This window comes from Kushneria halocnemicola (genome assembly GCF_965650455.1).
GTDB lineage: Bacteria > Pseudomonadota > Gammaproteobacteria > Pseudomonadales > Halomonadaceae > Kushneria.
On sequence record NZ_OZ287968.1, the window covers coordinates 1,381,386 to 1,398,163 of the forward strand.

Annotated in this window: 11 protein-coding genes; 3 read left to right on the plus strand and 8 right to left on the minus strand. The window is 62.1% G+C overall.

The features are described 5' to 3' along the window. Positions 1 to 93: 93 nt before the first annotated feature. Positions 94 to 2,238, minus strand: coding sequence for a catalase HPII (gene katE, locus ACS92L_RS06280; protein ID WP_438767814.1), 2,145 nt, complete (start codon positions 2,236 to 2,238; stop codon positions 94 to 96). A gap of 560 nt (positions 2,239 to 2,798) precedes the next feature. Continuing rightward, positions 2,799 to 3,056: a GlsB/YeaQ/YmgE family stress response membrane protein gene (locus tag ACS92L_RS06285; protein ID WP_438767815.1), complete on the minus strand. Its 258-nt coding sequence runs from the start codon at positions 3,054 to 3,056 to the stop codon at positions 2,799 to 2,801. 198 nt (positions 3,057 to 3,254) lie between these two features. Here ACS92L_RS06285 and ACS92L_RS06290 point away from each other — a divergent pair, with 198 nt between their 5' ends. Next, positions 3,255 to 4,655, plus strand: a complete 1,401-nt coding sequence (locus ACS92L_RS06290) for a YcjX family protein (RefSeq protein WP_438767816.1) — start codon at positions 3,255 to 3,257, stop codon at positions 4,653 to 4,655. Next, on the plus strand, positions 4,652 to 5,755 hold the full coding sequence (locus ACS92L_RS06295; RefSeq protein WP_438767817.1) for a YcjF family protein: 1,104 nt from the start codon (positions 4,652 to 4,654) through the stop codon (positions 5,753 to 5,755). The genes ACS92L_RS06290 and ACS92L_RS06295 overlap by 4 nt, the downstream gene beginning before the upstream one ends. A gap of 53 nt (positions 5,756 to 5,808) precedes the next feature. Here the strand turns inward: ACS92L_RS06295 and ACS92L_RS06300 are convergent, their stop codons facing one another. From ACS92L_RS06300 to nagA, 6 genes are all read right to left on the minus strand, one after another. Beyond that, complete coding sequence (locus ACS92L_RS06300; RefSeq protein WP_438767819.1) at positions 5,809 to 6,606, minus strand: HAD family hydrolase; 798 nt, start codon at positions 6,604 to 6,606, stop codon at positions 5,809 to 5,811. Between the two features lie 40 nt (positions 6,607 to 6,646). Then, entirely contained in the window at positions 6,647 to 7,558 is a 912-nt protein-coding gene (locus ACS92L_RS06305; RefSeq protein WP_438767821.1) for a BadF/BadG/BcrA/BcrD ATPase family protein, read from the minus strand. Beyond that, on the minus strand, positions 7,548 to 9,257 hold the full coding sequence (gene nagE / locus ACS92L_RS06310; RefSeq protein ID WP_438767822.1) for an N-acetylglucosamine-specific PTS transporter subunit IIBC: 1,710 nt from the start codon (positions 9,255 to 9,257) through the stop codon (positions 7,548 to 7,550). Before nagE ends, ACS92L_RS06305 begins: the two co-directional genes overlap by 11 nt. After that, the gene (gene ptsP, locus ACS92L_RS06315) at positions 9,247 to 11,895 is read right to left on the minus strand and encodes a phosphoenolpyruvate--protein phosphotransferase (RefSeq protein ID WP_438767824.1); all 2,649 of its coding nucleotides are present in this window, start codon (positions 11,893 to 11,895) and stop codon (positions 9,247 to 9,249) included. Before ptsP ends, nagE begins: the two co-directional genes overlap by 11 nt. Before the next feature lie 66 nt (positions 11,896 to 11,961). Beyond that, entirely contained in the window at positions 11,962 to 12,981 is a 1,020-nt protein-coding gene (locus ACS92L_RS06320; protein WP_438767826.1) for an SIS domain-containing protein, read from the minus strand. Positions 12,982 to 13,031: 50 nt separating this feature from the next. Continuing rightward, complete coding sequence (gene nagA, locus ACS92L_RS06325; RefSeq protein ID WP_438767828.1) at positions 13,032 to 14,132, minus strand: N-acetylglucosamine-6-phosphate deacetylase; 1,101 nt, start codon at positions 14,130 to 14,132, stop codon at positions 13,032 to 13,034. A 537-nt stretch (positions 14,133 to 14,669) separates the two neighbouring features. Here nagA and ACS92L_RS06330 point away from each other — a divergent pair. Beyond that, on the plus strand, positions 14,670 to 16,628 hold the full coding sequence (locus ACS92L_RS06330) for an exoribonuclease II (RefSeq protein ID WP_438767829.1): 1,959 nt from the start codon (positions 14,670 to 14,672) through the stop codon (positions 16,626 to 16,628). Positions 16,629 to 16,778: the final 150 nt, after the last annotated feature.

Consider the following 16,778-nt stretch of genomic DNA (forward strand, 5'->3'; position numbering starts at 1 on the left):
GATGGTCATAATATGTTAATACGGCCCATGATATGAAAAACCCCGGCATGGCCGGGGTTTTCAGTCATGACACTGTCTGTTTCAGCAGCAGTATCAGGCCGGCTGAGTGTTGGCCTCCGGATTACGGCTCCACACTCGATGCTGACCCAGTGCCTTTTTGAAGTCATCAAAGATGGCATCGACACTATCACCGGTCAGCACGCCTTCATCCATCTTGATGTTGGCGGCCTCAAGAAGATCCTTGCCCTCGCCTACGGCGCCGATCACCTTCAGGTGCTTCCAGGCTTCCTGCGGATAGTAGCGACCCTGACCGCTGGCCTTGAGCGTTTCAATGCTCTGCGCGCCGCCGGCAATCAGTACCGCATCCATGGTGACCGACGGCAGACCGTTGAGCATGGCATCCGGCGTAATGGTATTGCCGTTGCTGGCTTTTACCGGCGCCATGGTCGGCGCAATGATCATGCCCTGCGCGCCTTCGGCCTTGAGCTTCGACTGCAGCGCCGTGACCTGGTCAAGATCCACCCCGTCGGCAACCAGAATGGCCACCTTGCGGTATTTGATATTACCGGGCAGACGCGCCATCAGACTCAGCGAGGGCGACTCGGTCAGCGTGCTCTTGCCCAGCTCTTCTGCCGAAGCCGGCTTTTCTGTCGGTGCCTCGATGCCGTGAATCTCACCGACACGACGGGCCAGATCCAGATCGATGTTGGGCAGGATCTGCTGGATCACGCGCTCACGAATCCACGGACGCTCGACCTTGGACAGCTCGAAGGCATAGGCCTGAACGATGTGTTCCTTTTCCACATCCGTCTGGCTGTTCCAGAACAGCGTGGCCTGCGAGTAGTGATCGGCAAAAGAGGCACTACGAGCGCGAACCTTGTGGGCATCCACGCGCTCGTTGACCGATTCGAACCCGCCGTTTTCCGCCGCCGGTGGCGTTTCACGCGGCCAGCCGTCGTCAATCGAGTTGGGCTCGTAGGAAGCCTGACCCTTGTTGATCGTCATGCGATGGAAGCTGTCACGCTGATTGTTATGCACCGGCGTAACCGGACGATTGATCGGGATCTCCTTGAAGTTCGGCCCGCCCAGGCGAAGCATCTGGGTATCGAGATAGGAGAACAGACGACCCTGCAGCAACGGATCGTTGGTAAAGTCGATCCCCGGCACGATGTGTCCCGGATTAAACGCGACCTGCTCGGTCTCGGCGAAGTAGTTGTCCGGGTTACGGTTGAGCGTCAGCTTGCCCAACGGTGTGACCGGCACGATCTCTTCGGGAATCAGTTTGGTCGCGTCCAGAATGTCGAAGTCGAACTTGTGCTCGTCTTCTTCCTCGATGATCTGGGCGCACAGTTCCCACTCAAGATAGTCACCGTTGCTGATATCGGTGGCCATCTCGCGACGGTTGAAGTCCGGATCACGGCCCCACAGCAGCTGCGCCTCGTCCCAGATAAAGGAGTAGGTGCCTGCCAGCGGCTTCCAGTGAAACTTCACAAAGCGCGACTTGCCCTGCTTGTCGACCAGTCGGAAAGTATGGATCCCGAAACCTTCCATGGAACGATAGCTGCGCGGAAAGGCGCGATCGGACATGGTCCACAGCACCATGGCCGCCGACTCCGGCATCAGGGAAACAAAATCCCAGAAGGTATCGTGCGCCGACTGACCCTGCGGAATCTCGTTGTGCGGCTCGGGCTTTACAGCGTGCACGAAGTCGGGAAACTTGATGGCGTCCTGGATGAAAAAGATTGGCATGTCGTTGCCAACCAGATCCCAGTTGCCCTCTTCGGTATAAAACTTGGTGGCGAAGCCACGCACGTCACGCACGGTATCGTTGGAGCCACGCGAGCCCTGCACGGTGGAAAAGCGTACAAAGGTCGGCGTCTGCTTGCCGGCCTTGAATACCGCTGCCTTTGAATACTGCTCGGCTTCCGGGTAGGCCTCGAACACACCGTGCGCGGCGGCGCCACGGGCATGCACGATACGCTCAGGGATACGCTCATGGTCAAAGTGGTTCATCTTCTCGCGGAAGATGAAGTCTTCCATCAGCGTCGGACCACGCTCACCTGCCTTCAGGGAGTTGTGGTTGTCGGCAATGCGTACGCCGTTGTTGGTACGCAGGTCATGGCCTTCAGCATCGTTGCGAAACTGCTCAAGGCTTTCATTCTTGCTTTGATCACTGGTTTTGAAATCAGTGTCGTGCGGACCGTCATTGTTGGACGCGCTATAGGGATTATTTGCCACGGTATCTTCTCCTTATCAAATTCGGCAGTGAATCGCTGCCGGCCTGCCTGTCCATCGGCGGCGCCTCACAAAAACGCCCGACTACCTGTGATCAACGTGTCAGGAAACTGACCACTCCATTATTCGTGACGTCTTGCGGCCCTTAAGCGTAGATAAATTTTGCCCTCTGAAAAAAACAATTACCGGTCATGTTGTCAGAACTTATCCTGTGAAAGCTTTTGGCTCGAAATTCGATACCTGCGCCCTTTCAAATCCATGAGCATCTGATGTAACCATCATCTCTCCACCCTGCTGACGGCTTCAAGGCAGGCCGCAAGTCGCATTTAACATAATTGATGGCGGCCAGGGGATCTGGCATCAAGGGTGGGTCGAATTGATCGATATTGACCGGCGAACGGTTCGAGGAGATCAGAAGCGCATCTGATGAAAAAACTCACATAATAGCGTCGGCGATGGCGGATCATGCTGGTTCAACGCGGGATTTTTGACACGGACAACGACCACACAAACAACGACGCCCGGCATGGCCGGGCGTCGCAGGGAGGATTAACGGGGCAGGTTCAGACCTTGCCGTTACCCTTGCCCTTGATCAGGGACACCAGCCACAGCAGGATCACCGAGCCGATAACCGCCACCACCAGTGATCCAATGATGTTGTTGGAACCGATACCCAGCATGCTGAAGATGGCACCACCCAGTACGGCACCCACGATACCCACGATAATATTGCCCAGGATACCGAAGCCGCCACCGCGCATGATCTTGCCGGCAATCCAGCCAGCCAGACCGCCAATGATCAGCCAAAGAATAATGCTCATGGTCTTCTCCCTGATAACCACCTTGCTTGAATGTTATGCCCTTGCCCCGGCCGGGGAGGCTGCATGCAACGTACAGCGCTGAATAGACTATAGACGTTGTGTGCCATGTTACCAATCACATTGCTTTCAGGCGCTATAACATGCAATTCGCTACAATCGAGACCCACCATTTAATAATGATCGTGAACAAGGACAACCATGCCGCTATCGCTGCCCGGTTATGCCGGTGACTGGCTCGAACGCAGCCTTGATCGGCAGGTGCGCCTGGCGGTCACAGGCCTGTCGCGCGCCGGCAAGACCGCCTTTTTGACCTCGCTGGTCAATCAGCTGCGCCATGCAGGTCTTGATGCACGCCTGGACATGATGAGCTGCGCCCGCGAAGGCAGACTGCTGGGCGCCCAGCGCCAGAGTCAGCCGGACCTGTCCGTGCCCCGCTTTCCCTATGACCAGGCCCTGGCGTCGCTCGAGGGCACGCCGCCCGACTGGCCCTCGCCAACCCGGGGCATCAGCGAGCTTCGCCTGCTGATCCGCTACAAAAGCCGTACCAACAGCCGTCATTTTCTGGGCGAGCAGCGCACCCTGACGCTGGATCTGATCGACTATCCCGGCGAGTGGCTGCTGGATCTGCCCATGCTGCGCCAGAGCTATCAGCAGTGGTGTGAAGCCCTTGGCACCCAATTGACCGGGCGCCGGCGCCGCTTTGCCGAAGCCTTTTTGGCGCAGGTCAGCACGCTCGACCCGGCAGCCACTGCCGACGAGCAGCAGCTGGCCGATATCAGCGCCGAATATGCCCGCTCGCTCAACAGCGCCCGCAATGAAGGCGGCTACACCTGGGTGCAACCGGGGCGTTTTCTGCTGCCCGGCGAGCTGGATGGCGCGCCGGTCCTGCAGTTCTTTCCGTGGCCGCTGGAACAGCTCGGCGACCCGGCGCGGCTTGCCGAGCTTCCCCCCGACAGCAACTATCAAACATTGGCCCGACGCTTTGAGCACTACAAGCGCACGGTCATCGGCCCCTTCTACCGCCAGCACTTTCGCCGTTTTGACCGCCAGATCGTGCTGGTGGATGTCCTCTCGGCGCTCAATGCCGGACCCGACGTTTTTGACGATCTGCGCCGCGCCATCGCCACATTGATGCAAAGCTTTGACTACGGCAGCCGCAGCCTGATGTCACGTCTGTTCAATCCGCGCATCGACCGGCTGGCCATTGCCGCCACCAAGGCCGACCACGTCACCCCCGAGCAGCACGACAACCTGCTGTCACTGGTTGAGGCGCTGATGGCCGAACCGCTGCGGGATCTGCGCTACGCCGACGTGCCGGTCAAGTCACTGTCGCTGGCCGCCATCCGTGCCACGCAGGCCCGTACGGTCGAACACGACGGCAAGCGTCATCCGGCGCTCAAGGGCACGACCGAGTCAGGCGAAGAAGTTCTGATGTTTCCGGGTGAAGTGCCGCCGCGCCTGCCGGATGCCGATTTCTGGCAGCGTCAGGGGTTTGATTTTACAGCCTTCAAGCCGGCGACTCAGGCCGCCGGGGAAGCCCTGCCCCACATTCGCATGGACAGTGCGCTGGACTGGCTACTGGGAGACAAGCTGCGATGAACGATCCACGTCCCGGCAAACGCTTTGATGTTCGCGATGAGGCCACGACCACGGCCGAGCCCACCTCCGAGGCGCCTGTCTTCGAGCAGCATTTTATACCGGTGGACCCGGCACCCGGCGCGCGCTATCAACTCGACAGCGTGCATCACCCGCTCGAGGAGAATGCGCCGCCCGAGCAGGTCGACAACGCTCTTGATCATGCGCTGGCGAAACCCAAAAAGCGCCGCTGGGGTCTTTTGAGCGTTCTGGCGGGCACGCTGATCATGGGCGGCGTTCAGGCCGTCGAGACCTTCCAGAACGCCTGGTTTGGCGGCGACTGGGTCAGCGGCGCCTGGAGCGTTCTGGGGCTGGGTGTGGTGACGCTGGCCGGCACATCACTGACCCGGGAACTCTTTCGGCTCAAACGGCTGCGCCGACACGCGCGTCTGCGAGAAGACATCGATACCCACATCATGGACACGCAGATGGATGGTGATCGCATGCAGGGTCTGTGCAACCGGCTGCGCCAGCAGATGGGGCTGGGAGATCGTGACCCGCACTGGCAGGACTTTCTGAACGCCCGCCAGACCCATCACAACGCTCGCGAAACCCGGGACCTTTTCAACCACTACGTGCTGGCCCCGCGGGATGCCAGCGCCCGCCAGCTGATCACCCGCATGTCGAGCGAAACGGCCCTGCTGGTGGCCATCAGCCCCGTCACGCTGATCGACATGGGACTGATGGCCTGGCGCAACCTGCGCATGATCGACCGTCTGGCCGCGCTATACGGCCTGGAGCTGGGCTATGCCAGTCGCCTGCGCCTGTTTCGCGCAGTGCTTGCCAACATGGCATTTGCCGGTGCCAGTGAACTGGCCACCGAGGTGAGCATGGATCTTCTATCGATGAATCTGGCCAGCCGACTTTCCAGCCGAGCCGGTCAGGGCATGGCCAGCGGCCTTCTGACCGCGCGACTGGGCATTCGCACTCTCAAAATGCTGCGCCCGCTCCCCTTCGAGGATGATCGTGCTCCGAAACTGTCCGACCTGCGCCGCCAGCTCTGGCAGCAGATGAAGCGTGTGGATGATGGCAAGGCCAATAAGGGGAAGGCCGACAACGCTTGAGACCGACCGCCTCAAGCATCATCGATACCCGGCCTTTCGGCCGGGTCATTTTTTTAAAGCGCAAACAGCTCGCGCAGCTTGATGGCAACACCGGCTTCGGTGTGCGCCATGATCAGCTCGGCATTGGGGGCGCGGGTCAAAAGCTCGGGGTGGGCATTGCCCATCGCAAAGGCGCGGCCGGCGTTTTGCAGCATATCCGTGTCATTGAGGTTGTCACCAAAGGTGACAGTGCGCGATATCGGGATATCAAGCTGTGCCGCCAGACGGTTGAGCATCTGCCCCTTGGAGGCCTCCCGGTCCATCACCTCCAGCGAGTTCTCAAGGGAATAGGTGATGTGGGTACGATCCTCGAAGTGGGCGCGAACGCGCGTCTCGATCGCCTTGAGCAGCGAAGGGTCGCCGATAAAGAGCAGCTTGCCGACCTGCTGACCATCCACCCCGGCCATGTCGACCACGTCATAGGTAAAGCCCGTGCTTTCATGAAAGGCCAGAAGTTTCGGCTCGGGCGCATCGATCAGCCAGCGATCACTGGTATAAAGATTGATGCGCACCTCGCCCGGCACATCCATTTCCAAAAGCGTGCGCACGATATCCGCCGGCACCAGAATTTCGTGAATCAGCTGATCGTCCGGCCCGTGCAGATGCGCCCCGTTGGCCGAGATGATATGAGCATTGACGCCGAGCTGGCGCCGGATTTCGCGAATGTCCTGATAGTGACGCCCCGAGGCAATCGCCAGCGAATGGCCCTGACGCTCGAGCGCCTGAAAGGTGTCAACGGTGATGTCATCAAGGCCATGATCGGCGTTGAGCAGCGTTCGATCCAGATCGGTCACGATCAGATGAGGCGTCATGCAATCTCCTGTACGCAGTAAAAGCCACCATGGCAGACGCTCATTGTAGCGCCTGAGCGCTTTGTGATGATGTGCCCGGCTCGCCTGCCAGCCGTAGCGCCCCCTCAACGCTGCTGCCCAGCGGGTCAGCCAGGTGCGGCCTGATGCCTTCCGGCACCCAGGGGTCAAGCGCTCGGGCAAGCCCGCCGCACAGCGCCAGCGCCAGCTGCTCCCCCGAATCCAGCGCGCGATACATGAGCGCAATATCCTCGCCTGCCTGCGTGAGCAGCGACCGCGCGACCGGATGCTCGCTGTGGTTGATGACCACCGGGGCAAGTGCTGCAAACCGGGTCTGATCGGCACCGGAGAGCCAGTGGGTCAACGTGGCCGCACAGCTCACGGGGGTTTGTGACAGATTCGACATCGCCTCGCACAGCGCGCGGGAAAAATCATCCGGCGCGGCGCGCCCATCGAGTGCGTGCTGCGCGTGGCGGCTCGCGCGCAGCCCCAGCCAGCCACCGCTGGCCTCATCGCCCGAGGGGAAGCCGTAGCCGCCCACCCCGACCCGCCGGCCGTTGTCATGCAGCGCCTCGCCAATACTGCCAGTCCCCAGCGCCACGATGGCGCCGGGCTGGCCCCGATGGGCACCGATCAACGTGGTAAAGGCGTCGCTTTCCAGTCTCAGGCCGGCCAGTTTCGGCGCGTTTTCCAAAAAGGCCTCGCGCCATGACGCCTGGTTGACGCCGGCAAGCCCCAGTGCCAGCCGGCACTGCGTGGTGGGCAGCGCTGTCCCCAGCATCCGCTGCGCCTTTTCCAAGGCCTCGAGAATCGTTTGCCAGGCGCGCGCCACCCCCAGACCAAGCCCTGACGGGCCGGCCGTGACTTCGACACAGCGGCCCCGCCACTGCGCCCGCAGACGGGTGCCGCTGCCGCCGCCGTCGACGCCCACCAGAAGGATGTCATCAGCGGTCATCGCGCTGAATCTCCGTTTGCAGCTGCTGTGCCACGATCCAGGCCTGCTCGCCCAGCACCAGATGCAGACAGTGCTCATCAAGGCGCTGCACGCCAGCGGCGCCCAGCGATGACAGCGCGCCATGATCAAGGCGCGAGGACGCTTTAACTTCAAGGCGCACGCGCGACAGTGCCACCAGCTCACTGCGTCGCAGGTTGTCCACGCCGCCGAGCGCCTCCAGCCAGCGCGACAGCTCGGCATCCTTCAGGCCACTCTGAGACGATCTGTCCTGCTCGGCAGATGGCGCCATGGCCTGCGCGATATTGGGGGTTTCCACTGTCCTGCCACGCTCACGCAGGGCAGTGCGAATGTCTTCTGCCACGCCATCGGCAATCGGCCCCATGACGACCTGCAGATGCCCACCATTGAGTTTAAGGACACCGCGAGCGCCCAGACCCTTGAGTGCGGCTTCGTCGATCTGCTCGGCCTCTTTGACCACCAGCCGCAGCCGCGTCGTACAGGCGCCCACCGAGGTCAGATTGTCACTGCCTCCAAGCGCCGTGACAAAGGCCGGGCCGCGCGCCGGTACCTCGCCGTCGTTGGAAGCGACCGGCGCCGGTGCCACGTCATCACGCCCCGGCGTTTTCAGATCAAAGCGGACAATGGCCCAGCGAAAAATCATGTAGTACAACGCGGCATACAACAATCCGACCGGAATCAGCAGCCAGCCGCGGCTGGAGAGTCCATAGGAGAGCAGGTAGTCGAACAGGCCGGCAGAGAAGGTAAAACCGAGTTTCACGTCCAGCCAGCTCATCAGCGCCATCGACACCCCGGTCAGCAGGGCGTGCACGGCGTAGAGCACCGGCGCCAGAAAGATGAAGGTGAATTCCAGCGGCTCGGTAATACCGGTCAGAAAGGCGGTCAGTGCCAGCGAAAAGAGCATGCCGCCCACCCGGGCGCGCTGATCCTTCGCGGCGGTGTGATACATCGCCAGCGCCGCCGCCGGCAGGCCGAACATCATCACCGGGAAAAAGCCGGTCATGAAGCTGCCAGCGTTCGGGTCGCCGGCAAAGAAACGGTGAAGGTCACCGGTGGCGCCTTCATAGCTGCCGAAGACAAACCACACCAGCGAGTTGAGCACGTGATGCAGCCCGGTCACGATCAACAGCCGATTGAGCGTGCCGTAGACAAAAAGGCCCAGCTCACCGGAGTCGATCATCCACTGCCCGCTCTGGTCGATGGCCGTCTGAACCGGCGGCCAGACCCAGCCGAATATCCAGCCCAGCGCCAGCGCGGTCAGACCGGTGACGATCGGAATAAAGCGCCGTCCGGCAAAAAAGGCCAGATAATCGGGCAGCGCGATATTCTTGCAGCGGTTGTACCAGAGTCCGGCCACCACACCGGCAATGATGCCGGCCAGCACCCCCATATTGATGTCGGGATTGAGAGCTTCGAGCACCGCCGTAATGACCAGATAACCGATCGCCCCGGCAAGACCGGCGGCGCCGTTGCTGTCATCAGCGATGCCCACGGCCACGCCGATGGCAAAGATCAGCGGCAGATTTTCAAAAATGGCGTTACCGGCCTGGGCAATAAAGGCAATGTCCAGCAGGTCAGGCTGGCCCATGCGCAGCAGCAGTCCGGCAATGGGCAGTACCGCAATGGGCAGCATGAGCGAGCGTCCCAGCTGCTGAAGCGCCCCCATGAAATCAAGTCGCATCGCGCGGTACTCCCCTGTCGGTTGTTGTGGCATCCGTGGTTATGGCATCTGTATGGGCGGTCGAGGCGTGTTCCTGTAGCCATTGCGCAAGGCGCGCTCGCAGCGTGACGCTATCGATGGCCTCATCAAGCCATTCGCGCAGCAAGGATGACAGCGCAGCCCGGTCGAGGCGTCGCACACCGGCCTTGACGGCGGCCACGCGTGCCGGCTCCACCGATAGTTCATTCACACCGAGTGCGACCAGCGCCGCCCAGGCCTGCGGATCGCCTGCCGCGGCGCCGCATACCCCGACCGGACACTGATGCATGGCGGCACCCTTCACCGTTATGTCGATCAGGCGCAGTACGGCCGGGTGCAGCACATCGGCGCGCCCGGCCAGATCCGGGTCTTCACGGTCCATGGCCAGGGTGTACTGGGTCAGGTCATTGGTACCGATGGAGAGAAAATCCGCCACACGCGCGATTTGATCGGCGCACAGGGCCGCGGCGGGCACCTCGATCATTGCCCCCAGCCTGGGCCGACCTTCGAGATTCATCTCACGCGCCAGGGTATTGAGCCGCTCACGCACGGCCACAAGCTCGGCAGCCTCGGTGACCATCGGCACCATGATGTGAAGACGCTCCAGCGGTGTCACGGCCAGCAGTGCCCGCAGCTGCGTGTCCAGAAGACTCTGATGGCGCGTCATCAGACGGATGCCGCGCGTGCCCAGTGCCGGGTTGGGCACGGCAGGCAGGGCCAGATAGTCCAGCTGCTTGTCGGCGCCGATATCCAGCGTGCGAATGATGACCGGATGATCCCCCATGGCCTCCATCGCCTGCTGATAGATCCCGCGCTGCATCTCCTGATCCGGGGCCTGTGAGCGCGCCATGAAGAGAAATTCGCTGCGCATCAATCCGATGCCGTCGGCGCCGGCATCAAAGGCGATGCGGGCCTCATCGGCACCGGCGACGTTGGCACAAACCTCGATCAGCACGTCGTCGCGCGTATGGGCAGGCTCATGGGCGACCTGTCGCTCGAGCGCCGCACGCCACCGGGCCTGCTCGATCTGCTCGCGGGCGGTGTCGAGCTGTTCGTCCTCGGGCTGGAAGGTCAGCACCCCTTGCTGTGCATCCAGAATGACCACGGCCCCATCGTGGTGGGCCATGATCTCCAGCACTCGAGACCCCATGGCCGCCAGACAGGGCAGACCGCGCGCGCGCGCCAGCAGCGCCACGTGCGAGGTGGTGCCACCGCCGGCCAGACACAGTCCGGCAGGGGCGATGCGATCCAGCGCCAGAAACTGTGACGGCGTGATCTCCTCCGCCACCACGATAGCACCCGGCGCCATCTCGAAATGGCTCGCCGCTGCAGCGTCCGGCACCAGCAGGGCCAGAAGCCGCGCCTGCAGATCGCGCAGGTCATCGCCGCGCGCGGCCAGCAGCCGGCTCTCACTCTGGCGCAGCTCCTTGATGCGGCCTTCAAGCACCTCGCGCCAGGCAAAGGCAGCGCTGCGCCCGGCCTCGATAAGCGCAAGGCTTTCATTGAGCAGGGCCGGGTCATCCAGCCAGGCCTGATGCGCCTCCAGAATATCGGTCTCTTCGCGCCGCCCTTCGGTGCGTGCCTGTTCAATCTCCGTGATCAGCGTGTCATTGAGCGCGCTGATGGCCGCCTTCAGCTGGCGACCGACAACCTCGGCGCTTTCCGTGCGGTCTTCGCTGACATCAATGCGCGGACGCTCAAGACGCACCAGCGGGCCAACGGCCAGCCCCGGGCTGGCCATCAGTCCGTGGCAGGTGGCGTCATCACCTGCCGGTACGCTCGGCGTGTCCTCAACGGATGGTTCACCGTGCCCCGGATCGTCTTCGCCGGCCTCGGGCGTGCTTAAAAGCGTGACGGCCTCCCTTAGTGCCGCCGCGGCGCTGGAACCACGGGCGATGACGGTCAGAGTATCGCCCTGACGCAGGGAAAGCCCCAGCAGCGCCGTCAAACTGGCCGCATCGGCCTCATGCTCGCCACGCTCGAGCATGAGCGTACAACCGTGCTGTCGGGCAATGCCGCGAAGACGCGCCGCCGGCCGGGCATGCAGCCCCGCCGCCAGCGCCAGCGTGACCTGCTCGCGATACTCATGGTTGCTGCCTTCCGGCGTCGCGTCCGGCGCTGACACTGCAAGCGCCACCAGCGTCATCAACGCCTCGCCACGCTCGATCACCCGACCGGAAGAGGCGGTATCTGCCAATTCACAGCGCCATTGATCGTTGCTGGTCACTACCAGCGGCGTCACCAGACTCAGCGCCCGACAGGCCAATAGATCCGCATCGAAATCCCACAGCAGATCGCCACATGTAACGCGATCACCCGGGGCCACGTGCGCAGTAATGCCCTCGCCTTCAAGATCCACGGTATCAAGGCCCAGATGAATCAGAATCTCGCAGCCCTGATCGGTTTTCAGGGTCAGCGCGTGGCGCGTACGCGCCAGATGCACAATCTCGCCGTCACAGGGTGCAAAAAGCTGCGACTCCAGCGGTTCGAGCGCGATACCCGGGCCCATGGTCTGCTGAGCAAAGACGGGGTCGGGCACCTGATCAAGCGGCACCAGCACCGCTTTTAGAGGCGCATACAGTAGTGTCCGGGCGTGCGTCGGTTCAGCAGTATCGGGCATGAGAAGATCCTGTTGTCGTTGTCATGGCGTCATGGCCGTCCTGTGAGCCATCACCCAGGCGCGTGGTCAGCGCGTCTGGGTGACCTTGTTGAGAAATTCGGGGCGGTCGGGATCATGCCCTGTCGCGACAGAAAGCGCCTCAATCATGAGATAAAAGCTCTGAATGGCACAAAGTGGTGCCAACGCCTCATGCGGAGCGTCAGCAATGGTGAGATCACGTGAGGCCACCGCAGCATCGGCGGCCAGCAGCACCCGCGCACCACGGTCGCGAAAGGTGTCGGCAAGCTCGATCAGCCCTGCCTGCGTATTCCCTTTCGGCGCCAGAATCAGCACCGGATAGTCACGCCCCACCAGCGCCATCGGCCCGTGCTGCACTTCGGCGCCGCTGAAGGCTTCCGCCTGAATGACGCAGGTCTCCTTGAACTTGAGCGCCGCTTCCTGCGCGATGGGCAAACCACTGCCCCGGCCGATAACAAAAAGCCGGTCGACATTACGCAGCGCCTCGACGCCCTCGCCCCACTCATGACGGCAGGCCTGATCCAGTGCTTCGGGCAGTGCCTTGAGTCCTTCAAGCAGGGCATGATCGCGCTGCCAGTGGGCCATCACCGAGGCACTGGCGGAGAGCGTGGCCAGAAAGCTTTTGGTCGCGGCCACGCTTTTTTCTTCGCCGGCCTGTATATCGATGACGTGGTCGGCCCCAAGGGCCAGCGGTGAATCAGTGGCATTGACCATGGCAAGGCTCAGGGCACCGCCGCTTTTCAGGGCCTGTTGCGCTTCGATCAGATCCGGGCTGCGACCGGACTGTGATACCGCCAGCGACAGCGTATTTTTGAGCTGCCAGGCGGTGTCATCCAGCGTACACAGTGATAGCGGCAGTGACGTACAGGGGCGGCCGGTCATCTGCATCATCAGCCGGGCAAAATAGCCGGCCGCATGATCGGAGCTGCCACGCGCCACGGTCATGGCACCATGTAGTGGCTGCCCACGCAGTTCATCGCCCAGCCGGGCCATGGTGTCGCGATTGACACGCCACTGCTCGGCAATTCGTTGTGGCGCACTCAGCGCCTCATCGCGCATCAATGACATGATGGCTCTCCCGGCTTGCGGTCAGAAAAAAGAACGGACAATCGTTGTGATCACGTAATGACCGGGGTACCGGCGACCCATACCTGCTCGACATCAAGCTGCGGTGAAAGGGCCACGATATCGGCCCGACAGCCCGGTGCCAGTACGCCACGATCACTCAACCCCAGATAGCGGGCCGGCCACAGCGACAGGCGCTGCGAGGCTTCGGCAAGCGACAGCCCGAGTCCTGTCAGATTGCGCAGCGCCACATCCATGGTCAGGGCGCTGCCGGCCAGTCCCCCATCGGCCAGACGCACGCTGTTGCCCTGCTTGAACACCCGATGCTCGCCCAAGCGGTATTCGCCTTCAGGCATACCGGCGGCGGCCGTGGCATCGGTGACCACATAAAGATGCGGTATGGCGCGGCGGGCGGCAAGCAGGGCCCCGGCCTCGACATGCACCAGATCGCCGATCAGCTCGGCAAAATCGCCATGGGCCAGAGCTGCCCCCACAACACCGGGGGCACGATGATGCAGCCCGCCCATGGCGTTATACAGATGGGTAAACCCTCGAGCACCGGCCGCAAGGGCGTCGACACACTGATCATGGGTGGCAGCGCTGTGTCCGATCTGCACCCGGACACCTCGCGCGGCCAGCGCCTCGATCAGCGCCATGTGCCCGTCGATCTCCGGTGCGATGGTGATAACGCGAATGGGGGCAAGCGCATCAAGCTCGTCAAAGGCTTCAAGCGTCCCGGGTCGGGCATACGGCGGCTGGGCGCCCAGCATGTCCGGACTGATAAAGGGGCCTTCGAGATGGATGCCCAGAATATCGGCAGCCCGTGCAGGCGGCGCGGCCATGACCTGCCCGGCGGCTCGAAAGGCGGTGATCAGCGCCTCACGGGAGGCCGTCATGCTGGTACCCAAAAGGCTGGTGGTGCCGAATCGGGCATGCGTACGAGCAAGCGTTGCCAGCGCATCGCCGCCCTCCATGAGATCGGCACCACCACCGCCATGGACGTGCAGGTCGATAAACCCCGGGAGAATGCGAGGGGCGTCATTGTCCTCGGGATTAACCGGCGTGCCGCTGATACCGGCGACCCGCCCTTGTCTGATGATCAGCTCACCTCTGAACCAGCCTTCGGGGGTCAGTATGTTGCCTTCCAGTGTCATCGCCCGCTTCCCTGTCTTTCCATGCATGGCCTGCGTTGTCAAAAGCGTCGTGGTAGATCCCCTTCACGACCCCTCGACTCGATACGGACGTATCTTCAGCGTTGCACTGTCTTCAGGCAAGGTCTCGTCTCCAGACAGAGCCTTTAGACAGGAGGCATCGATAAGGCCCCATTGATTATCAACGCCATCGGTCGAGCTGTTCACCCCCTTGTAATCCACTCGTCCGCACTGGCCACCCGGCGGGATGCGACGACCATCGAAGAGCATGGTTTGACGCGCTTGATGTCGACACCGATCAGGCCAGTGCCACCACCGGCAATGTCTCTTGCGACAACGCCGCCACGACGCTTTTGACCCTGCTGGGTCGCAAAACGACTCCGGTTGATAAGCTCGTTTTGCTCGACGGTCAGCAGCCCATTGAATGGATACCGGGATAAACTCCGGACCTGCGTCATCCCTTCACCCGAAGGGGTGGCTCTTTCACCCGCTCGTATGAGGCCTTATAGTGGGCCCCCGATTCCCTAACCGATTAACGAGATGCTCTCGAACAACAGCCAGCTCGCCCAGCTCAAGCAAAATATCCGTGAAAAAACGCCCCGTGTGACCGGTGTGATCAAGGCCACCGACAAGGGTTACGGTTTTCTGGAAACCGATGACGGCCAGTCCTTTTTCGTGCCGCCCCCCGCCATGAAGCAGGTCGTACACGGTGATCGTGTCGAAGCCGTGCTCAACGAGGAGAAAGAACGCAAGAGTGTCGAGCCGGAAAGCCTGATCGAAGCCGGACTCGGCCGCTTCATCGGTCGCGTCAAAAAGCGTGACGGGCGTTTGTCTGTCGTTCCGGATCACCCCTCCATCAATACGCCGCTGCGTGCCCGCACGCATCGCAGTATCGAGGAGAGCTCGCTCAACGAAGGCGATTGGGTGGTCACGCATCTGCTGCGTCATCCCCTGCGTGAAAACGATCGCGGCTTTTTCGTTCAGGTCGATGAAATCATCGCCACCAGTGCCCACGCCTCGGTGCCCTGGCGTGTGACGCTGGCGCGTCATGCACTGGAGCAGGCCTCCCCGGAAGCCGGCGACAGCTGGCCGCTGCGCGAGGAAGGCCTGGAGCGCACTGACCTGACCGAGGTGCCCTTCTTTACCATCGACAATGCCACCACCACTGACATGGACGACGCACTCAGCGTCGAGGCGCTCGACGACGGCCGCTTCCGCATGAAAGTGGCCATTGCCGACCCCACGGCTTACGTCGAACGCGGCGATGCCGTCGATCAGGAAGCACGTCAGCGCGCGTTCACTGTCTATCTGCCGGGCCAGAACGTCACCATGCTGCCCGAGCCGCTGGCCGATGATCTTTGTTCGCTCAAACAGGATGAAGATCGCCAGGCGCTGGTCTGCACCCTGGAAGTCGATGCCGAAGGCGTGATCGGCGACTATCACTTTGAGGCCGCCACCGTGCGCTCAAAGGCGCGCCTGAACTATGAGCAGGTCTCCGACTATCTCGAGGCGCTGGAGGCGCAAACAACGCCTTCGTGGACGCCGGATTTTGAAAACGGTGACGCCCAGCTCAAGGCGCTGGCGGGTCTGACCCGGGCGCGCCAGACGTGGCGTCAGCAGCACGCGCTGGTCTTTGCCGACCGCCCCGACTATGTCTTCAAACTCGATGAGACCGGCAACGTGCTGGACATCGTGACCGAAGAGCGTCGGATCGGTCACCGCATGGTGGAAGAGGCCATGATCGCGGCCAATGTCTGCTGCGCCAATCTGCTCAGCGACAACGTCGGCCACGGCATTTTCAACGTCCATCAGGGCATTGCAACCGAGAAGGCCGAGCAGGCGCAGGCGTTTCTCGCCAGCCAGTCGGTCGAGGCCACGCCGGAGCAGTTCAACGATATCGCGTCCTGGCGCGCGCTGCGCCATCAGCTCGACGAGCGCCGCGATGCCTGGCTGGATGCACGTCTTCGCCGCTTTCAGGGCTACAGCGTCATGCAGACCGAACCCGGGCCGCACTTCGGCATGGGCCTGCCGGCCTACGCCACCTGGACCTCGCCAATCCGCAAATACGGCGACATGATCAACCACCGCCTGATCAAGCAGGTGCTGCGTGGCGACGCCGAGCACGACAAGGCCGTCGAGGTCTCGGTGACCGATCATCTCAGCGAGCGTCGGCGCCTGAATCGCATGGCAGAGCGTGACGTCAAGGACTGGCTCTACGTTCGCTATCTGGCCGATGCCGTCACCAGCGAGACGCCTTTTGAAGGTGAAATCGTCGATATCCGACGGGGTGGCCTGCGGGTTCGCCTGCCGGCCAATGGCGCTTCAGCCTTCGTGCCGGCCTCCATGCTGCATACCGACCGCGACGCCGTTGCCATTGACGACAAGGAAGGCATGATCAGCATTGGTGGCGAACTGCGCTATCGTCTGGGCGATGTCGTCAACGTCATCCTGATCGAAGCGCGCGAAGAGACCCGCTCTCTGGTCGCTCGCCCTGCCTGAATCGTCTGTCCGCCCTGCCTGTCAGGGCGGACAGATGCCATTGGCGTCAGGGCTACAGACTGTTACCCATTACGGCGGCAGTCATCAGATTGACACATTATACTAGGGCGCCTGCTGACAGCCTGCGCCTTCAGGGTGTGGGTTGCTGTT